Genomic DNA, 17,654 nt, shown 5'->3' with positions numbered 1-17,654 from the left:
CCGGAATCCGCCCTTCCGAAATGCGGGACCAAGGTGTCTGCTGATCTCTCCTCCGTCATAGCCGCCACCACCCGGTGGCTGGTCCGCTCCTACCCGACCGCCGGCGGTGCGCTCAGCGCGTCCCTGGCCGAGGCGCAGGCGCGCCAGGCGGTCACGGTCGCGGCCTGGCTGCGCTATCCGACGCTGCTGGACGCCGCGCTGGTGGCGGTCGCCGGCCCGGGCGGCGCCCTGCGGCTGGACCGGATCACCGGCGCGGCGGCCCCGGAGCCGGCCGGTCCCGGCGACCCCGGCGACCCCGGTGGTCCCGGCGACCCCGGCGGTGCGTCCGCCGGTCTGCCGTGGATCCCCGTGCCCCGTGAGCCCGGCGAGACGGGGAGTGCCTGGCGCACCTGGGTGGACGAGGTCCTCGCCAGTTGGGCGGCCTGCCTGCTGACCTCGCCGGATCTGGTGGAGGCGGCGGTGGCCGGCGCCCTGCGCAGCGAGCACGCGCGGGGGCTGGCGGTCGACTTCCGCAGGCTGGCCGCTCCCGACGGGCTCGACCGGCAGGCCGCGCCCCTGCTGCGCCACCCCGACCTGATGTCGCCGATCGCCGAACTGCACCGCGCCGGACTCCTGGCCTGCCTCGGTTCCCACCGCGGCCCGGACGCCGAGGCCGTGGCGGCCGACTGACCGCGATCGCGCTTGCGGCCGGTCGGCCGCCACGGCGGTGCCGGGACGGAGCCGGTGCGGGGCCGGGGTCGCGGGCCGGGGCTCAGGGGCCGGGGATCAGGCCCGCCGCCACAGGGCCGGGGTGTTCGGCGGTTCCCAGCCGGCCTGGGACAGATGCGCCTGGAGGCATGTGTAGGAGGCGCCGCCGTACTCCACCCGGTCGCCGGCCCTGTAGCCCACCCCCGCGCGCCAGGTGTCGCCGGGGCCGTCCGGGGGCGGGGTGGTGGGCGGGGGCGTCTGGGAGACGTCGAGGACGAAGTCGAACGTCGCCTCCTTCGCCGAGCCGACCGTCCGCACGTTCATCAGCAGCGCGGGGTCGAAGATCGCGTCGGTGCCGTTGCGCGGCTCGCCCGGGAAGTAGAGCTGGGTGGTGAGCACGGGGCGGCCCGGGGCCTGCGCCTTGACGTGGATGTGCCGGGTGCGGCCCGGATACAGCCCGGGGACGATCGTGGTGAGTTCGAACGCCCCCCGCGAGTCGGTGTACTGGTGGCCGCGGAACCGGTAACCGGTGTTGTCGTAGGCGCCGCCCGCGTCCGCCTGCCAGAAGTCCAGCAGTACGTCCGGGAGCGGCCGGCAGGACCGGCCGAACACGTACCCGCTGACGGTCAGCCGTGTGCCCTGGGTGCCCGCGTCGACGAGCGAGGTGCGGCGCGGTGAGTTCGGCCTGAAGTAGGGGCCCTCCATCTGCGGGGGCGTGGGATCGTCCCCGTCGTCGCAGTACGGGGTGAGCGGGAGCGGTTCCCCGGCGGACGACGGCCGCAGGGTGCGGGCCAGGGCCGGCGCGCCGCCGACGAGCAGCGGCAGGGGAGCGGCCAGCAGCGCTCCCTTGAGCACGCTCTTGCGGCTGATGGGGGCGGAGCGTCCGGGGCGCGGCCCGGAGCCGGATCCGGCTCCGTCTCCGGCTCCGGTCCCGGAGTGGGGGGTGGTGTGGTCTTCCACGGTCTCTCCTGGCATCGGGGAAGGTGGTATGGACCTTTCGCGAGCAGGTCTGAACCTATGCGGATGTCCGGGGCGAGACGATGGACAGGATTCAGCGTTCGTGGTGATTCGATCCGGTCCGGCCCCGGTCCGCCCCGCGATCCCCGTCCACCCCTCCGTCCGCGCCCGCCCCGCCGCCCTCCCCGGCTCCGCGGCGGAAGGCGCCGGGGCTGACACCGGTCTCCCGGCGGAAGAACCGGCAGAAGTACGCCGGATCGGCGAAGCCCGTGTGCCGGGCCACCTGGCCCACGGTCATCCCCGTCCCCGTCAGCAGCCGCTTGGCCTCCAGCACCCTTGCCCGCCGCAGGAGTTGCCCCGGGGTGCGCCCGGTGGCCCGCTTGACCGTCTCGTTCAGGTGACCGACCGACACGCCCAGCCGTGCCGCGCACTCGCGCACCGACAGCCGCCCCGCCTCCGACTCCTCCAGCAGCCGGCCGAAGTCCCGGGCCGTTCCACCCGTCCGCCCGGCCGCCGGAGTGGGTGTACCGCCGCCGGACAGCCGGCTCGCGCGGACGAGGAGGACGTGCAGATAGGACTGGAGGACGGAGACGAAGCCCCCGCCCCGGCCGCGGTACTCCCGGTCCATCTCCCGCAGCAGCGCCGAGAGCCGGACCGCCTCGTCGCGCGGTGGCCGCAGCCACGGCCGCTCCCGCAGGGCCCGCAGCGTCTCGCGGTCCTCCGGGTGCTCCAGCAGGAAGTCGTCGGTGAACAGCACCACCCAGCCGTTCAGGCCCGAGACCCCGCGCCAGTGGTGCACCTGCCCGGGGGCGACCGCGCAGAGGTTCGGCGGGCTCAGCCGCCACGGCACCGCGTCCACCACGTGCGTGCCGCGGCCGCTGGTGACGTACACGATCTCGTGGAAGACGTGCCGGTGCGGGAAGGCGGCGCGTGACAGCGGGCCGATGGTGTCGAAGGAGCCGATGGCGAACGGCAGTTCGTTCGGCGCGGGCACCTCCAGCCGGTGCAGCGGTACCGGGTCGTACGTCACTCACCCCACCCCCTCGGCGGCCGGGCGGCCCGGTGGAGCATAGTGCGGGCCGCCCGGCCGCCGGGGAGGGATCAGGCCAGTACGGTGAACGTGCGCGTGGTGCCGGAGAAGGAACGGGCGCCGCCCACCAGGGGTTTGGCGTCACCGTGGTAGCGGACGCGGTAGCGGCCGGGTTCGGTCCCGGCGGGCACGTCCCAGGTGACGGTCACCTTCGAGGCGGCGATCCCGTCGCGCTCCCACCGGAAGGCCGTCGACCAGTCGCCGTCGTCGGCGACCGTGCGCCACACCCCGCCCTCGTACCGCTCCACCCGCAGATAGGTGCTGCCCCGGTGCAGGTCGTTGCCGGGGTGGGCCCCGGCGAACACGGCCGTGACCCGCTCGCCGGACCGGTAGCTCTCGCGCGGCTGGGTCAGCACGTCCCCGAACGAGCGCCCGATCTGCGGGGCGTCCAGCACGATCGGCGGCTGGAGGGCGAGCGGCGCGGCGGACAGGTCGGGCGGCTCCGGGCCGGTCGGCAGCGCCCGCCCGTCGCGCATCGCGCGGGCCAGCTCCGCCGATACCTGCTGGACCGCGGGCAGTTGCCAGCGGCCGAAGAGGGTGCTGCCGCCCTCGTAGTGCTGGGCGTCGTACTCCTCGGGGGTGGTGAGGTAGTGGAAGTAGGAGTTGGCGTAGCCCGCCACCAGCACGTCGTCCAGCCCGGCGCCGGTGACCTCCGCGACGGTGCGGCGCAGCCGCAGCCCCGCCGCGATGGTGACCTCGCCGGGGACGCCGATCAGGTACAGGCGGCCGATCCGCACCAGCTGTACGGGCACGATCTCCTGCACCCACGGGTAGATCCGGTTCATCTCCCCGATGGGCACGGCGATCGCCTTGGGCGCGTGGGCGTCGCGCAGCTCCGGCGAGACGGTGTAGACCACCGAGTGGGAGACGGCGTCCCAGAAGGGGTTCTCGCCCTCGGAGAAGCCGGGGAAGGCCGGCCCGTCCTCCGTGCTGCCCGCCGCCATGGCCGCGCCGACCGCGGGCTTGGCGGTCCTGTGGGTGCGCCCGTCTCCGGTGAACTCCGGTTCCACGGTGACGTCGGAGAGGTCCACGTACACCAGCCGGGAGTCCACGCCGCCGGACAGCCGGGTGCCGGGACGCTCCAACTGCCGTGCCGCCGCCTCGTACTGGCGCAGCCCGTTGGCGCGGGTGCGCTCGAAGTCCTCCGGCGTGGTCGGCGGCTCCAGGTCGAGGTTGGGGGACATGTCGCCGGCGTTGGTCTGCGCGAAGGCGGCGATCACCTCGGGTGCGTCGCCGGCCAGGTAGTCCGCGCCCGCCACCTCGCGCTCCCAGTGGTAGGCGGCGTAGCCCTTGTTGTCGGCGCTGACGAGCCGGTTGTCGCCGGACATGCTGGTGCAGTGGGTGGCGAACCAGTTGACCGCGCCCACCAGCCGTCCCTGCCGCTCGATCCGCAGCAGTGTGGTGAGCGGGTCGGTCGCGTCGGGGAAGTGCGCCTTGACGTCGGCCGGGTTGCGGTCGAAGGCGGCGCGGGACCGGTTGATGCTGGCGCCGCGCAACTCCCCTCGGGAGAGGGAGAGTTCGGCGGGTGCCAGATCGGCGTGGGCCCGGCCGACGGCCTCCGTGATGCCGCGTACGACCGCGTCGAAGGTCTTGGCGTGGAAGCCGAGCGTGGTGATGTTGTAGAGCAGGTGGTGGGAGTAGCCGCCCGGCCCGGCGTGGGTGTGGGTGGCGGTGATCATGGTGTTGCGGGCGTTGTAGAGGCCGCCGTACCGCTCGTCCAGGGCGCGCAGCACCGCCTGGTGCACGCTGGAGAAGATCATGGGGGAGTCGACCACGACGAGGGCCACCCGCTCCCCGGCGCTGCCGTCCGGGGCCCGGTCGGCGATGACGAAGGCGCGGGCCCGCAGCCGGTTGTGCAGGCCCTGGGCCTGCTGGTCGGTGCGCCCGTAGCCCATCATGCCGACCTCGGCCACCTCGCCGGTGGCGTCCGCGATGCCGCGGCCCACCAGATAGGAGCCGGCTCCCGCACCGCCGGTCTGCCCGGTGGCGGCCGGGGTGCGGAGGGCGGAGGTGCCTTCGGCGGCGTGGACCGCGGCCGTCGGGAGCCCGGCGAGGCCGAGCCCGGCCGTCGCGGCGGTGGCGCGCAGGAGGCTGCGGCGGCTGCTGCCCGGCATGCGGGCGGACGCGCCCGGTGCGGCCGGTGTGTACGGTCCGTCCGGGGTGTCGCCGGACGGTGTGCGCCGCTGGGATCGGGAATCGCTCACGTGCGGCTCCTCACGGTGCTGTAGGGGGTTACCGCCGGTTTACCGACAGGTGTTGTGAGCATGACACCCATGGCATCCGCAGACAATCCGTCTGCGGAGGATCGCCGCCGGACGGCCGAGGGCGCCCGCAGCCGCTCCGGCCGGAGTCCGGCGGCCTCCCGCGCGGGCCGCGCCAGGCACCCGGAGCCGCCGGGCGGAGCCGGCCGGCTACCAGAGGTCGCCCTCGCGCCAGTCGCAGACCAGCTCACCGGACAGGTCCAGGGCCGCACCACCGGTCACCGGCAGGACGTGGACGCACCCGTCGTCCTCCTCCGTACGCACGGTGCCCGAAGGGGTGAGCGCCGAGGTGGGCCCCTGCCACAGCAGCCAGCCGCGCGCCGCGTAGAAGCCCAGCGCCTCGTCGCTGGAGGCCAGCGCCCCCAGGTCGTACGCGCCGCGCACCACCCGCTCCAGCGCCCCCATCAGCGCCGCCCCGTACCCGTGCCCGCGCCGGTCGGCGCGGACCCCGACCCCCTCCACATAGCCGGTGCGCAGCGCCCGGCCGCCGTGCAGCAACCGCCGCTGCACCAGCGAGGCGTGGCCCACCAGCTCCGAACCCTCCCAGGCCAGCGCGTGCACACCGCCCAGGGCGTGCTCCCAGTCCTGGTCGGTCATGTCCCCCTCGAACACCTCGTCCAGCAGGGAGCGCGCCGCCGCCCGGACGGAGGCGTCCAGATCCGCCGTGTGAACGAGTGCGATCCCGCCGGTGCCGCCCATGCCGATCTCGACCATGCCCTCATCCTGGCAGCACACGCCGCCGCCCGCCGCCGTGGAGGCACGGCGGCGGGCGGCGATGCTCGGGGAAGGCAGGGGCGGGGCGCCTCAGCGGTGCCCGGACCCGCGCCCGCGCAGCCTGCCCAGGGCGCGCTTGGCCTCGGCCCGCTTGCGGGGGTCGGAGGCGACCCTCTTGGCCTTCGCGGTCAGTCGGCGGCCCTGCGGGGTTCGGGAGAACATGGCGATCTTGCTCAGAATGCCCGGCACGGTTCCTCCAGCGTTCACGTGTGCCCGCCGTGGCGAGCTGCGCCCTTTGCGCTCGGTTGTCCTCTTCGCCTCCTACCCCGGCGGGCGCGGGTGATGTGTGGGCCCTCCCAAGGCCGCCCCGCGGCCTTCGGAACGGTGTTCCGGGCGTGAGCGGGCCGCTCTAGGATGAGTCCCGGTTCGCCGGTGACCGCGGGCGGGAGGGAGAAGCGTTGAAGCGTCCCACGATGGTGGACATCGCCCGCCGTGCGGGGGTGACCAAGAGCGCGGTGTCCTTCGCGCTCAACGGCCGCCCGGGAGTGTCGGAGGCGACCCGGGCCAGGGTGCTCGCCATCGCGGAGGAGCTGGGCTGGCAGCCCAACAGCGCGGCCAGGGCCCTGTCCGACGGCAGGGCCGGCGCCTTCGGACTGGTGGTGGACCGCCCGGCCCGATCCCTGGGCATGGAGCCGTTCTTCATGCAACTGGTCTCCGGCATCCAGAGCGAGTTGTCCGGGGACGGCACCTCCCTGCTGTTCACCGTCGCGCCCGACGCCGACGCCGAGACGGCCACCTACCGCGCCTGGTGGGCGCAGCGCAAGGTCGACGGCGTCTTCCTGGTCGACCTGCGGGTGGACGACCCCCGGATACGCGTCCTGGAGGAACTGCGCCTGCCCGCCGTGGTGATCGGCTCCCCCGTCGCCACCGGAAGCCTGCCCGCCGTGTGGAGCGACGACGCGGCGGGGGTGCGCACCGCCGTGGACCACCTCGCCGGCCTCGGGCACCGCTCCATCGCCCACGTCACCGGGCCCGCCGTCCTGCGGCACACCCTCATCCGCACCGAGGCCTTCGCCGCCGCCACCGCCGAGCACGGCGTCACCGGACGGAGCGTGGAGGCCGACTACAGCGGCGAACAGGGCTGCGCCGCCACCCGCGCACTGCTGGAGAGCGACGACCGCCCCACCGCGATCCTCTACGACAACGACGTGATGGCCGTCTCCGGCCTGAGCGCCGCGCAGAGCCTGGGCGCCCGCGTCCCCGCCGACATCTCCCTGGTGGCCTGGGACGACTCGCCGCTGTGCGAACTGGTCCACCCCGGTCTGACCGCGCTGCGCCGCGACATAGCCGCCTACGGCGCCCTGGCCGCCCGCCGGCTCAAGGCCGTCGCCGCCGGTCACCGCGTCGAACACCGCCGCGCCCCCGACCCCACCCTGACCGTCCGCGCCAGCACCGCCGCCCCCTCCCGCGACACCGCGCCCCTGTAGCCCGTCCGCGCCGGTACGGGAGGCTGCCGGATGTGACACGTTCGGCCAGCAGCCGCCTGCCGTGCACGGTCAGCCGGGTGCCACGGTGGGACGCGAAGCCCTCTCTGCGGTGCAGCCCTGGACAGCTCCACCACAGCGGGGATCTTCGCATGACCAAGGCCCACGAGCGTCGACAACGCTCGTGGGCGGAGCATCTAGCCGGTGACGCTCTCGGAGACGCCGAACCTCGCCTCGCACTCCGGGCACGTCGCATGCCCGAAGAGACGGGTCACCCAGTCCGCGACCTCACACCGGCCGGCGCCAAGCGCCATGGCGTGGACCCGGGCGCCGATGCCGGTCAGTTCGTCCGGACTCGCCGGGTGCAGTTCGGCGTCGCACTCGTCCGCGTACTCGCCCAGCAGAACACAGACGGCCGCCCCGCACTCGGGACACTCGGTCTCGAACTCCTCGAAGAGGAGGTCGAGTTGCTGAGACCAGACCGGTACGTTCTCGAACGCCAGCAGGCTCTGCGCGAGATACACGAAGGTCTCCGGTTCACCGGCCGGGACCTCGGCCAGGCAGGCACGGGCCGCGGGCGCCAACTCGTCGATCCGGGAGGCGTAGCGGGAACGCTGCGCCGCGTCGGCCTCGGCGACGATCAGGCCCGCCATGAGCACCGCCTGCCTCCGGTCGCCGGGTGCACGGCCGGCCGCGATGTCCGCGAGGGCCGGCAGGGCGGCGTAGCTCGCCTCGTACACCGTGCCCTGGTGGCACAGCGCCGACCAGAGGTCGTGCCACACCCTCTCGTCCTCTCGGCCGCCGGTGAGGCGGTCGAAGAGGACGGGTATGTCGTCTGCCGGTCCGTACGCGTGCCTGAGCTGCGACCAGTCCACCGCGGGGTGCGTCATGCCCCGCATTCTGCACCGCCCTTCGTACGGGGCAGGACGCGGCCGCCCCGCCCGCGGCCACCGGTTCGAGCCGCTGAGTACGGCCCGGAGGGACCGGGCCGGTCCCGGGAGCGGTCCCCGGCCGGCTCGCAGGCCGCCTCCCGGGGACCGCGGGCGGACCCTCAGCCGATGGTGACGACGCGCGCCCAGGGCGGCGGGGCGTCCGGGACGTAGTCGGGGTTCTCCTCGTCCACCGCGCGGGCGGGACGGGGGAAGAGACCGACCACGGTACGGCAGGGCGGCTGGGCGGAGGGCCACGGCGTCTGGCCGTCCGTCAGGGCCACGATCACGTCCGGGCGGGGCCGCGCGGACGGCGCGTTCGCAGCCGTCGCAGGTCTGGAGGGGCAGGACTACCGGCTTGGCGGGCGGCGGGGCCAAGGCGGGCGCGGGCAGGGGCGGCTCGCCCAGGCGGAAGGCCAGGATGCGGGCCGGGCGGGCCAGGAGCCGTTCGGGCAGGCCGGCGGTGAGCGTCTCGGCGATCCGGGCGGGAGACACGCCCGCCGCGAGCCACCGGGCCACGTCCGGGGCGAGCCGGGCGGCCTCGCTCTCGGAGAGGATCAGCCGGGGATCGACGGTGCGGAGGGAGGCCAGGACCCGCACCGCGTGCGGATCGGCCTCGCCGAGCGGAGCAGGCGGCGCCTGCGGCGATCGCACCACGGCCGGGAGCGGGTCCGGGGCAGCGGTGGCCGGTGCAGGGTGAGACGGCAGGGGTGCCGGGCCGGAGGCCGTACGCGGAGCCGGTACAGGTACGCGGACGGGCGCGGGACGGCGCCGGCGGCCGGGCGGCGGGGTCGGGTCCGGGTCGTCGTCGCCCGGCGGTACGTCGTGGAAGTAGGTGCGGGTGCGGACCCGGCCGTCCGGCCCGCGCTCGCGCCGCCGCTCCAGGTGCCCGGACGCCTCCAGCTCCCGCAGGGCCCGGGAGATCAGGATCTCGCCTTCGGAGAAGTGCTCGCACAGTGCGGTGATGCTCACCGGGGCGCCGTCCGGCAGGGAGGCGATGTACGCCGCCACCCCGATGGTGACCGCGCTGCCGGGCTGCTGGGCGAGTGCGTTGGCGAGGACGGTGAAACCGGTGGTGAGGCGGGTGCGTACGTGAATCACGCCGGATGTCGGTGCACCGGCGCGGGCGCGTTCGGGCGCGCTAAACTGCGGGCCAGCCATTGGGAAGGTCGCTTCTTCCTGATCGGTCAGGCCCTCGATCGGGATGCCAGTCCCGGCCGGGGGCCGTACTTGTCTGCGATTGTCGCGGTGAACGTAACCGCCCGCTTCTCAAACCCGCAAGCTCGTCACCCGTACGGGTGACGAGGGGAAAGGGTGGGTGGGTGGGAGGTTCTTTCTCCCGGTTCTTTAAGGGAGTTCGTGGCCCGCCGGACCCTCGTGGACGAGGGTCCGGCGGGCCCGGGGAGCCGACGCGCACCGGCCCTCGGATCGCTCAGGCGCGGCGGTCGGCCTTCAACTCGCTTATGAAGGAGGCCCAGGAAGTGGGCGGGAATGCCAGCACCGGCCCGTGCGGGACCTTGCTGTCACGGACGGGGACGCTGCCGGGGAAGCCGTCGGCCACCTCGACGCAGTCGCCACCCGCCTGGTTGCTGTAGCTGCTCCTGCGCCAGTCGGCGCCGTTGAGATCGGGACGGGACACTCGCTTCACGGTTGTCCTCCAGCGCGGATCGGATCATGTCAAGAGACATGAGCGGGGGCAGGGCTGCCGCCCGCAGCCGATCGTAGATCTCCGAGTAGCGCTTGACCTCGGACGGTTCCTCGATGAGTTGGCCGAAATCGGCGCCCTCCTTGTAGGCCACCTCCGAGCCGTCCGGGAGTTCCAGCACTGTGAGCGAACCGCCCAGCGCTTCGTGCCCGCCCTGCCCGAACGGCAACACCTGCACGGTGATGCGGAATTCCTGAGCGGCCTCCAACAGTCGGGTCAACTGGCCCCGCATGATGGACCGGTCGCCGATCGGACGCCTCAGCACCGCTTCGTCCAGGACGATCCACAGGCCGGGGCGGTCCGATGACCGGAGCCGTTCCTGTCGCGCCAGTCGTGCGGCGATCCGCTCCTCCAACTGCTCCCGGCTCTTGAGGAGTACGTCGAGACTCAGTACGGCTCGTGCGTAGTCCTCGGTCTGAAGAAGACCGGGCACCACGTGCGCCGCATACTGCTTGATGAACACCGCCCGCTCCGAGAGGTGGATGAACCTGCGCGACCAGTCGGGGAACGTCTCGCGGTAGACGTACGGCCACAGGTCGACCAGCAGGTTGTCCGCTCCGAGCGCGTCGTCCAGCGTGCGCGCCAGCTCAAGCGTCGGTCTCGCCCCGGAGGCCCGCTCGACCTGGGTGATCCGGCTGGCGACCACATGCGCCTTCTCGCCCAGTTCCGCCTGGGTCAGCCCGGCGGCGACGCGGAGTCTGCGCACCCGCGAACCGAACAGGGCCGCCATCGATGCCCCGGGATCAACATCCTTGGCCAAAACATCACTTCCGTTTCTTACCGGCTGGAAGGTAAGGCTTCATCCCCTTCCGAGCCTAGGCCCGCCGGTCGATCCTTAAGCACGGAACGTAATGATCCGCCTACGTTGCGGATCGAACGAGGAAGCGAAGGACGACTCCGTGCTGATGACGACGACCACGCCCGACGAGGAACCGCAGCCGGGCGCGGCACATTCGGGTAACACCGAAACCCTGCTGTTCACAATGCGGTTCACGTCATCCGGCAAGGGAGCGAGACTCGCCCGGAAGCTCGCCGTACGGCGCATGGAGGAGTGGGGGTGGCCGGCCGCGTCGGACCTCTCGTGCACCGTCTCCCTGCTGGTCGGCGAGCTGGCCGCCAACGCGGTACGGCACGGCCGCGTGCCCGGACGCGGCTTCCGTCTCGCGCTCGAAGCGCGAGGGGACGTGGTCCGTATCGAGGTCTCGGACGCCTCCCCAATCCGGCCTCCGGCCGCCCCGCCCTCACCGTCCGCCGACGACGAGTCGGGGCGCGGTCTGCTCCTGGTGGACATCCTCGCCACCCGCTGGGGCGCGGTCCCGCGCGACCCCGTCGGCAAGACGGTCTGGGCGGAGGTGGCGGCCCTGGACCACTGATAGGACCGGGCGGTTGTGCCGGGGTGTTTGCCGGCGCCTTCCGGTGTGCCGTGGAGAATGCGTGCATGTCCATCCGAGCTGTGCGCCTGAACGAGCTGCCCGTCCTCCAGGACATCGAGAGGGCCGCCGGGCAGTGCTTCCGGGACATCGGCATGCCGGAGATCGCCGAGGACGAGCCGCTCTCGCTCGGTGAGCTCGCCCGCTACCACCATGCCGGGCTGGCCTGGGTCGTGGCCAACGGCGCCGATGTCCCGGTCGCATACCTGATCGCCGACCGTGTCGACGGCAACCTCCACGTCGAGCAGGTCTCGGTGCATCCGGACAGCGCGCGCCGCGGTGTCGGCCGGTCGCTGCTGGAGCATCTGGCGGCACACGCCACGAGCGAGGGCGCACCCGCCCTGACTCTCACCACGTTCGCCCAGGTCCCGTGGAACGCCCCTTATTACGCACGCTGCGGTTTCCAGATCATGGACGACACCGGGCTCGCTCCCGGTCTGCGGAAGATCCGCGAGCGCGAAGCGGCCCACGGCCTGGACCGGTGGCCGCGGGTCTGTATGCGCCGGGCACTGTGACACCACAGCGGTGCCGGCGCGGGTTCGCTCAGGGGCCGGTGGTGCCGTCGAGGCGCTCCCGGAGCAGGTCCGCGTGGCCGTTGTGGCGTGCGTACTCCTCGATCAGGTGAACCAGGATCCAGCGCAGCGAGACGTCCTCGCTGCCCATGTGCGCGGCCTCCTGCTCCGAAAGTCTGCCGGTCGCCTCCAGTGAGGCGCCGGCGGTCAGTTCGCGTCCCCGCGCGACCTCGGCGCGCCAGGCGGCCAGCGCCTCGTCCATGCCGCGCTCCGGGACGAGCCCGAAGCCGTCCCAGCCGGCGTCCGCGTGGACCGGCGGCACGTCGAGACCGGCGAAGACCCGCTGGAACCAGTTGCGTTCGATCTCCGCCAGGTGCTGGACCAGGCCCAGCAGCGTCATCGGCGACGGTTCCAGCGGGGCGGTGCGAAGGCTGCGGTCGTCCAGCCCCGAGCACTTCAGCACCAGGGTCTCCCGGTGGAAGTCCAACCAGCCCTCCAGCATGGTGCGTTCGTCGGCGTGCGGCGGCGGGACGGTTCGGCCGTCCGGTGTCGTGGCCATGTGCTTCCTCTCTCCGGGCTCTCCTCGGGCGTCCTCCCGGAGATCATCCCCGAGACGGGACCGGTGCCGCCCGGGCCGGATGGTCACCGCGCACGGCCTGGGCTCCACTCGTAGTCTCCCGTGGTGCCGGGACTACCGGGAGGAAGGGACGACCGTGCCGGGGGCGTGGGGGCGGCGTCGGTGAGCTCGGTCCAGCGTAGGAGGACGTTCCGGTGGGATCCGGTCTCCGTGGAACGGGCCACCGTCGCGACGGCTTCCGGGGTGCGCGGTACACCGGCACGAGCCAGGAGTGACAGCGGCCACTGCGGAGCCGCAGGGTCCGCCTCGCCGTCAAAAGCGTACCAGGCCCACGGCCCGTCGAACCGCCATGCCCTGCCGACGGCGTCGGCGACCTCGTCGCCGGGCTGGAGGGAGGCGTACGGCCGGAACAGCAGGTCAAAGGTGAACGGTATGCCGTCACCCGGGTAGATCTCGTAACCGGTGCCGTCGTCATGGCTGGCCACCGGAACCTCCCGGTGTGACAGACCTCTGGGGAGCACCGAGACCACCAGACGGGGATGGGGCAACCAGACGGTCTTCAGCGGCGGGTCGAAGCGGTCGACGGCGGTCACATGGACCACCGTCGGCGGCACACCGACCCGGCACACGTCCCCTGGCTCCAGGTGCTCCGGCGCCGGGTCGGTGCGGAACAGTCCCGTCTCTTCCCACACGTGGGTTCCGAAAACGAGCCCCAGCGCCACGATTCCGTTCCAGTGGCCGACCTCGCCGCTGGGATCGGGCTGCCACCACGGCCATTCCAGAGCCAGGTGATCCGGCCCGAAGCCCGTCACCCGGGCCCCGGTGAACGGACAGGTGACGGACAGTACGTCGCCGACTCGGAAGTCCACATCTCCTGCCATGGGGCCAGATTAGGGCGTGACCAGGTGAGGTCGGGGTCCGTTCCGGGGCGACCCCTGGATGCCCGGACGTGGATCCGTCGGCAGTGTGGGAGACATGAATTCACCCCGTATCTCCCGGAGACCCCTTGCGGGCGCTGCTCTGTCAGGGGCGGCTGCGCCGGCAGTCCCCGCTGTGGTGCCCGTGCGCCGTGCCGCCGCCTCGCCCGTGCCGTGCGTCCGAACCTGACGGCGGACGGTGGATCGCGGCGGATGCCTCGTCGAACGGGTGGGCCCGGGGCCGGGGAGGCCCGGGCCGGTGCCTCACCCGCTGTGCGCGATCTGAATCAGGTTGCCGCAGGTGTCGTCCAGGACCGCGGTGGTGATCGCGCCCATCTCCAGCGGCTCCTGGGTGAAGCGCACCCCGAGCCCGCGCAGCCGATCGAACTCCGCCCGTACGTCGTCCACGGCGAAAGAGGCGGCCGGGATGCCGTCCTGGGCCAGTGCCGTCCTGTACGGCCGCACCGCGGGATGGCCGGAGGGCTCGAGCAGCAGCTCGGTTCCGTCGGGATCCTCCGGCGAGACCACGGTCAGCCACCGGTCCGTGCCCAGCGGGACGTCGTGCTTCTTCACGAAGCCCAGCACGTCGGTGTAGAAGCGCAGGGCCTTGTCCTGGTCGTCGACGAAGACGCTGGTGAGGTGGATCCTCATGATGTGCTCTCCGGGGTGTCGGGCCTGAGCCATCGGGTCACGATGAGCTCGAGGGGTTCGGTGTTCAGGTCGTGGAACTTGTAGCGGCCCTGGCGCCGTGAAACGACCAGACCGGCGGATTCCAGTACGGCCAGGTGCTGGCTGATCGCCTGGCGGGACAGCCCCAGACCGTGCTTGTTCGCCAGCCTTGCGCAAATCTCGAAGAGGGTCTGGCCGTCCCGCTCCACCAGCTCATCGAGGATGCGCCGGCGGGTGGGGTCGGCCAGTGCCTTGAAGAGGTCCTCCGCCACGACCAACACCATAGGCAAGTGGCTACTTGCCTATCAAGAGGCGTGCCGCCCTCGTCTGATCGAAGAGGCGGGCTCCGCCGGCGGACGGCGGCGGCAGGCGCCGGGCGACGGGGCCCGGCGTCCGTCCCTCAGCCGGGGCGCCTGGCCATGACGACCACGCCCGGACCGGTCTGCTCATCGGCGGGGAGGCGGAGCTCGGCGACCGGGCGCAGGCCGGCCCGCTCGATCAGGTCCACGAGCTGTTCCGGCCGCCACTGGTGTGTCGTCCAGTGGACGGGGACGCCTCCGTAGGCCTCGGTGCGCGCAATGTCCTCGTCGCCGACGTGTGTCGCCGTGATGAGGTGTCCGCCCGGCTTCAGGGCGCGCGCGAACATGGCGAGGACCTGGGGGAGGACGTCGCGGGGGAGGTTGAACAGCGACCACCACCCGAGCACGCCGCCGAGGGACGCCTCACCGAGGTCGAGGTCGGTGGCGGAGGCGACATCGAAGCGGCAGTGCGGGTAGAGACGGCGCGCGTTCTCGATCATGCGGGGAGAGAGGTCGACCCCGGACACGTCGAGCCCGCGTTCGGCGAGGTAGGCGGTCACCGTTCCGGGGCCGCAGCCGACGTCGAGGACGGGGCCGAGCCCGCGCACGGTGTCGGCGAAGGCGTCGATCGACGCCTTGAGCCAGGGATGGGTGCGGATGTCGCCGCAGCCCGTCGTCTGGACCATGTGAACGTAGTTGTCGGCCACCCGGTCATAGGACTCACGGACCGTGTCGAGATCGGCCGGGCGGTCGATGGGGTGTAAGCGCATCGGCCGAGGATAGGACAGCGGCCCTGGTCGTGGGACCGCCGGCCTCCCCGTCGGGCCGAACGGCACTGGCCGCCGGAGCGGCGCGGTGTTGTCATGGGGAGGGAGGACGGCGACGGCGCGGACCGGCCGGCGAGGGCGCGGCGGCCGGCGCCGTGAAGCGGAGGAGGCCGATGCCATGCTGTACCGCCACACGGTCGGTGACGTGATGACCGAGGACGTGGTCACCTTCCGCCCCGACACACCGTTGCCGGAGGTCGCCGCCCTGATGGACGCGAACGACATCGTCGCGGCCCCGGTCGTCGACGACGACGGCGCCCCCGTCGGCGTCGTGTCCGCGTCCGACGTGCTGCGGCACGAGACCGGCATGCCCGATCCGCAGGGGCAGGACGGAGACGACGAGCGCTCCTGGGGCAAGGCCCGGGCCCGGACCGCGGGCGCGCTCATGAGCAGCCCCGTCTTCACCGCCCGCGCCGACTGGACGATCCCCCGTGTCGCGCGGGAACTGCGCGGGCGGCACGTCAAGCAGCTGCCGGTGGTCGACGACGACGGGCTCCTCACCGGCATCGTCACCCGCAGCGACCTGCTCGACGTCTTCATCCGATCCGACGCCGAGATCCGCGACGAGGTCGAGCAGGACGTCCTGGGGGACATCCTGGGCCTGGACGAGGGCGCCGTCGCGGTCGAGGTCCGGGACGGGGTCGTCACCCTTCGGGGAGACGTCCCGGAGCCGCGTCTCGTCCCGGTGGTCGTGGGCCTGTGCCAGGGTATTGACGGTGTCGCCGCGGTGGATGCCCGCCTCGCCGCCGTCCGGGCGGGCTGAGCGTTCCGCCCCTTCACCGGTCCGCCCCTTCCGCCGGGCGGCCACGCCGACGGCCGAGCGCAGGACCGGACGCGCGCCTGAGGGCCGCGTGCACGCGGCGCCAGTCCGGCGTCCGCACGATCTCGTTCCTCTCCGTGGCGCGGACGACACGGCCGCGCGCCCCGTTGACCAGGGGCAGGTACGGGGGACGTGCCCGCGCTCCGGGTCGGCGACGATCGGCACGCCCAGCGATCCAAGGGCGCCCGCCGCGGCTGCGCTCACTGGCGGCTGAGGGCGCGGGTGACGCCCGCCGCGGTGGTCGTGGCCAGGATCCAGCCCGTGACGATGAGCAGGTACGCCAGCCACTGGTGCACGCCCCGGGGCGCGAAGGCGGCCTCCTGGCCGAAGCCGATGATCGGCAGCAGCAGGTCGAGGGTGTAGAAGACGGGGTTGAAGTCGGGAGCCTCGTCGGCCTTGAGCGGGCGGGGACGCTCCCGGGCGAAGGCCAGTGTGCCGGTGAGCAGCAGGACCAGCAGCCATCCGGCGGCGCGCATCGGGCGGAAGCCGTAACCGACGGTCACGTCCTGGACGTACCCCCAGAGCCTGGCGTACGGAGGCAGGGTGCGACGGTGGCGCCGGAGCTTGGCCAGTTGCACGGTGCGGGCGCCCACCTCGTCGCCCGCGGCGCGGTACGCGGTGGCCAACTGCTCGTACGCGTAAGGGAGATGGCCCGTCTCCTCACGTTCCAGCAGCGGCAGTCGCCGCTCGGCGGGCAGGTGCGGGGACAGCCGCCGGTAGGTGAGCCCGTCGATCCTGACCCGCTCGGGCCACACCTCCGGGGCGGCTTCCAGCAGGTCGAGCTGGGCGCCGCGCAGGTTCACGGCCCCCTGCACCGGGGCCGTGCCGCGCAGCCACAGTTCGCCGATGGTGCTGACGCTGGCCCGCAGCGCCTGCCCGGCGGGGGTGGAGAGCCGCGCGGAGCTCAGGACAAGCCGGCGGGGAATCGTGGCGCCGCTGAGGTTGACCATGCCGCGGGCGCGCAGCCGGGCGGCGCGCAGGTCGGTGCCGACCGACAGGGTTTCGGCCTCCAGGGCGAGGCCGTCCGGGTCGTGCAGTTCGGCGTCGTCGAGGTTCACCAGTCCGCCCACGGTGGCGCCGTCCATCCGCACCCGGCCGTGGGCGGTGAGGCCCACGGCCCAGACGTCGGTGCCGACCGTCGCGTGGTTGAGCTGGAGGGCCGGTTCCGGCCGTTCCCCGGAATCCTCCCGCTCCGGGCCCGGTGGTCGGCCGCTTCGCGCTCCGGGGACACCCAGCACCGCGCCGTCGAGGAAGAGCGCCCCGGACAGCTGCGCCCCCGCGAGCCGTACGGGGCCGGTGACCCGGCAGCCGGTCATCCGCAGCACGATGCCGACGCGGAGGGTGCCGGCGGTGAGGCCGGGGAGCACCGAGTCGCTCAGGACGAGGGCGCGGACCTGCGCCCCGTACAGGTTCGGCGGCTTCTCGAAGTGGCAGGACCGCAGTCGCATGGCGGGGTCGACCGTCCCGTACATGAGGTCCAGCCGGCCGGTGACGCGCGCGCCGGTCAGCTTCAGGCCGGGCACCCGGCCACCGGTGGTGGGGCCGTCGAGGAGCAGCGCCCGCAGCACTTCGGCGCGGACGGTGCGCCCGGGACCCCACGACGCGCCGTCCGCCGGGTCGTCGTCCGCGCTCTCGCGGAGATCGACGCCCTCGTTGAGCGGGAACGCCCGCCACACGCGGAGCTCGGCCGGGGTGAGGTCGGTGATCTCCACCCGGCGGATGGTGCCGTGGCCCCGCCGGGGGCGTCAACTCCGTTTCCAGGGACGGCTTTCCGGG

19 protein-coding genes and 2 pseudogenes are annotated in these 17,654 nt (G+C 73.2%); 5 read left to right on the top strand and 16 right to left on the bottom strand.

The annotated features are described in order from the left end of the window. Positions 1–33 precede the first annotated feature (33 nt). Positions 34–669: a hypothetical protein gene (locus BMY40_RS06450; protein WP_093656343.1), complete on the top strand. Its 636-nt coding sequence runs from the start codon at positions 34–36 to the stop codon at positions 667–669. Between the two features lie 96 nt (positions 670–765). Here the strand turns inward: BMY40_RS06450 and BMY40_RS06445 are convergent, their stop codons facing one another. From BMY40_RS06445 to BMY40_RS27955, 5 genes are all read right to left on the bottom strand, one after another. Beyond that, positions 766–1,662: a dioxygenase family protein gene (locus BMY40_RS06445; protein ID WP_093656341.1), complete on the bottom strand. Its 897-nt coding sequence runs from the start codon at positions 1,660–1,662 to the stop codon at positions 766–768. A gap of 76 nt (positions 1,663–1,738) precedes the next feature. After that, positions 1,739–2,674 carry a helix-turn-helix transcriptional regulator gene (locus BMY40_RS06440; RefSeq protein ID WP_245769894.1) on the bottom strand — a complete coding sequence of 312 codons (936 nt, stop codon included), beginning with the start codon at positions 2,672–2,674 and terminating at the stop codon, positions 1,739–1,741. 71 nt (positions 2,675–2,745) lie between these two features. Continuing rightward, a complete protein-coding gene (locus BMY40_RS06435; RefSeq protein WP_093656810.1) occupies positions 2,746–4,848 on the bottom strand; it encodes a neutral/alkaline non-lysosomal ceramidase N-terminal domain-containing protein in 2,103 nt (700 codons plus the stop codon). 297 nt (positions 4,849–5,145) lie between these two features. Next, positions 5,146–5,694, bottom strand: coding sequence for a GNAT family N-acetyltransferase (locus tag BMY40_RS06430; RefSeq protein ID WP_093656808.1), 549 nt, complete (start codon positions 5,692–5,694; stop codon positions 5,146–5,148). A gap of 105 nt (positions 5,695–5,799) precedes the next feature. Continuing rightward, on the bottom strand, positions 5,800–5,958 hold the full coding sequence (locus BMY40_RS27955; protein ID WP_177213901.1) for a hypothetical protein: 159 nt from the start codon (positions 5,956–5,958) through the stop codon (positions 5,800–5,802). A 209-nt stretch (positions 5,959–6,167) separates the two neighbouring features. On the opposite strand from BMY40_RS27955, the gene BMY40_RS06425 reads away from it, so the two are divergent. After that, positions 6,168–7,196, top strand: coding sequence for a LacI family DNA-binding transcriptional regulator (locus tag BMY40_RS06425; RefSeq protein ID WP_093656339.1), 1,029 nt, complete (start codon positions 6,168–6,170; stop codon positions 7,194–7,196). Positions 7,197–7,390: 194 nt separating this feature from the next. Here the strand turns inward: BMY40_RS06425 and BMY40_RS06415 are convergent, their stop codons facing one another. The 5 genes and pseudogenes from BMY40_RS06415 to BMY40_RS06400 all read right to left on the bottom strand — a co-directional run bounded on the left by BMY40_RS06415 (position 7,391) and on the right by BMY40_RS06400 (position 10,557). Beyond that, positions 7,391–8,083 carry a hypothetical protein gene (locus BMY40_RS06415; protein WP_093656335.1) on the bottom strand — a complete coding sequence of 231 codons (693 nt, stop codon included), beginning with the start codon at positions 8,081–8,083 and terminating at the stop codon, positions 7,391–7,393. Positions 8,084–8,244: 161 nt separating this feature from the next. Beyond that, positions 8,245–8,445 (bottom strand): annotated as a pseudogene (locus BMY40_RS06410) (DUF2201 family putative metallopeptidase); the annotation flags it as partial. Beyond that, a pseudogene (locus tag BMY40_RS28455) lies at positions 8,402–9,283 on the bottom strand (hypothetical protein); the annotation flags it as partial. The pseudogenes BMY40_RS28455 and BMY40_RS06410, both read right to left, overlap by 44 nt. A 271-nt stretch (positions 9,284–9,554) precedes the next feature. Next, positions 9,555–9,683 (bottom strand): DUF397 domain-containing protein, encoded by a 129-nt coding sequence (locus BMY40_RS28450; RefSeq protein ID WP_093656333.1) that lies wholly within the window; start codon positions 9,681–9,683, stop codon positions 9,555–9,557. Further along, a complete protein-coding gene (locus BMY40_RS06400; protein ID WP_093656331.1) occupies positions 9,646–10,557 on the bottom strand; it encodes a helix-turn-helix domain-containing protein in 912 nt (303 codons plus the stop codon). Before BMY40_RS06400 ends, BMY40_RS28450 begins: the two co-directional genes overlap by 38 nt. A gap of 175 nt (positions 10,558–10,732) precedes the next feature. On the opposite strand from BMY40_RS06400, the gene BMY40_RS06395 reads away from it, so the two are divergent. Then, a complete protein-coding gene (locus BMY40_RS06395; protein ID WP_093656806.1) occupies positions 10,733–11,200 on the top strand; it encodes an ATP-binding protein in 468 nt (155 codons plus the stop codon). A gap of 65 nt (positions 11,201–11,265) precedes the next feature. Beyond that, the gene (locus tag BMY40_RS06390) at positions 11,266–11,772 is read left to right on the top strand and encodes a GNAT family N-acetyltransferase (protein WP_093656329.1); all 507 of its coding nucleotides are present in this window, start codon (positions 11,266–11,268) and stop codon (positions 11,770–11,772) included. 28 nt (positions 11,773–11,800) lie between these two features. Here BMY40_RS06390 and BMY40_RS06385 read toward each other — a convergent pair whose 3' ends face one another. The 5 genes from BMY40_RS06385 to BMY40_RS06365 form a co-directional block, all read right to left on the bottom strand. Next, positions 11,801–12,328: a DinB family protein gene (locus BMY40_RS06385; protein WP_093656327.1), complete on the bottom strand. Its 528-nt coding sequence runs from the start codon at positions 12,326–12,328 to the stop codon at positions 11,801–11,803. Between the two features lie 83 nt (positions 12,329–12,411). After that, a complete protein-coding gene (locus BMY40_RS06380) occupies positions 12,412–13,227 on the bottom strand; it encodes a hypothetical protein (protein ID WP_177213900.1) in 816 nt (271 codons plus the stop codon). Between the two features lie 300 nt (positions 13,228–13,527). Further along, complete coding sequence (locus BMY40_RS06375) at positions 13,528–13,914, bottom strand: VOC family protein (RefSeq protein ID WP_093656325.1); 387 nt, start codon at positions 13,912–13,914, stop codon at positions 13,528–13,530. Beyond that, complete coding sequence (locus BMY40_RS06370; protein ID WP_093656323.1) at positions 13,911–14,204, bottom strand: ArsR/SmtB family transcription factor; 294 nt, start codon at positions 14,202–14,204, stop codon at positions 13,911–13,913. The genes BMY40_RS06375 and BMY40_RS06370 overlap by 4 nt, the downstream gene beginning before the upstream one ends. Before the next feature lie 128 nt (positions 14,205–14,332). Continuing rightward, the gene (locus tag BMY40_RS06365; RefSeq protein ID WP_093656321.1) at positions 14,333–15,001 is read right to left on the bottom strand and encodes a class I SAM-dependent methyltransferase; all 669 of its coding nucleotides are present in this window, start codon (positions 14,999–15,001) and stop codon (positions 14,333–14,335) included. Positions 15,002–15,176: 175 nt separating this feature from the next. Here BMY40_RS06365 and BMY40_RS06360 point away from each other — a divergent pair, with 175 nt between their 5' ends. Beyond that, a complete protein-coding gene (locus BMY40_RS06360; RefSeq protein WP_093656319.1) occupies positions 15,177–15,821 on the top strand; it encodes a CBS domain-containing protein in 645 nt (214 codons plus the stop codon). A gap of 257 nt (positions 15,822–16,078) precedes the next feature. Here BMY40_RS06360 and BMY40_RS06355 read toward each other — a convergent pair whose 3' ends face one another. After that, entirely contained in the window at positions 16,079–17,590 is a 1,512-nt protein-coding gene (locus tag BMY40_RS06355) for a membrane-associated oxidoreductase (RefSeq protein WP_093656317.1), read from the bottom strand. Between the last annotated feature and the right edge of the window lie 64 nt (positions 17,591–17,654).

This window comes from Streptomyces radiopugnans, from assembly GCF_900110735.1.
Classification (GTDB): Bacteria; Actinomycetota; Actinomycetes; order Streptomycetales; family Streptomycetaceae; genus Streptomyces; species Streptomyces radiopugnans.
This window is presented reverse-complemented; position numbering and strand designations above follow the sequence as displayed.

What these genes read in the sequence shown, in the direction of transcription:
- BMY40_RS06445 (WP_093656341.1), bottom strand. Translation starts at nt 1,662, where the DNA reads ATGCCAGGAGAGACCGTGGAAGACCACACCACCCCCCACTCCGGGACC.
- BMY40_RS06435 (WP_093656810.1), bottom strand. Translation starts at nt 4,848, where the DNA reads ATGCCGGGCAGCAGCCGCCGCAGCCTCCTGCGCGCCACCGCCGCGACG.
- BMY40_RS06430 (WP_093656808.1), bottom strand. Translation starts at nt 5,694, where the DNA reads ATGGGCGGCACCGGCGGGATCGCACTCGTTCACACGGCGGATCTGGAC.
- BMY40_RS06415 (WP_093656335.1), bottom strand. Translation starts at nt 8,083, where the DNA reads ATGACGCACCCCGCGGTGGACTGGTCGCAGCTCAGGCACGCGTACGGA.
- BMY40_RS06400 (WP_093656331.1), bottom strand. Translation starts at nt 10,557, where the DNA reads ATGGCGGCCCTGTTCGGTTCGCGGGTGCGCAGACTCCGCGTCGCCGCC.
- BMY40_RS06395 (WP_093656806.1), top strand. Translation starts at nt 10,733, where the DNA reads ATGACGACGACCACGCCCGACGAGGAACCGCAGCCGGGCGCGGCACAT.
- BMY40_RS06390 (WP_093656329.1), top strand. Translation starts at nt 11,266, where the DNA reads ATGTCCATCCGAGCTGTGCGCCTGAACGAGCTGCCCGTCCTCCAGGAC.
- BMY40_RS06385 (WP_093656327.1), bottom strand. Translation starts at nt 12,328, where the DNA reads ATGGCCACGACACCGGACGGCCGAACCGTCCCGCCGCCGCACGCCGAC.
- BMY40_RS06380 (WP_177213900.1), bottom strand. Translation starts at nt 13,227, where the DNA reads ATGGCAGGAGATGTGGACTTCCGAGTCGGCGACGTACTGTCCGTCACC.
- BMY40_RS06375 (WP_093656325.1), bottom strand. Translation starts at nt 13,914, where the DNA reads ATGAGGATCCACCTCACCAGCGTCTTCGTCGACGACCAGGACAAGGCC.
- BMY40_RS06365 (WP_093656321.1), bottom strand. Translation starts at nt 15,001, where the DNA reads ATGCGCTTACACCCCATCGACCGCCCGGCCGATCTCGACACGGTCCGT.
- BMY40_RS06360 (WP_093656319.1), top strand. Translation starts at nt 15,177, where the DNA reads ATGCTGTACCGCCACACGGTCGGTGACGTGATGACCGAGGACGTGGTC.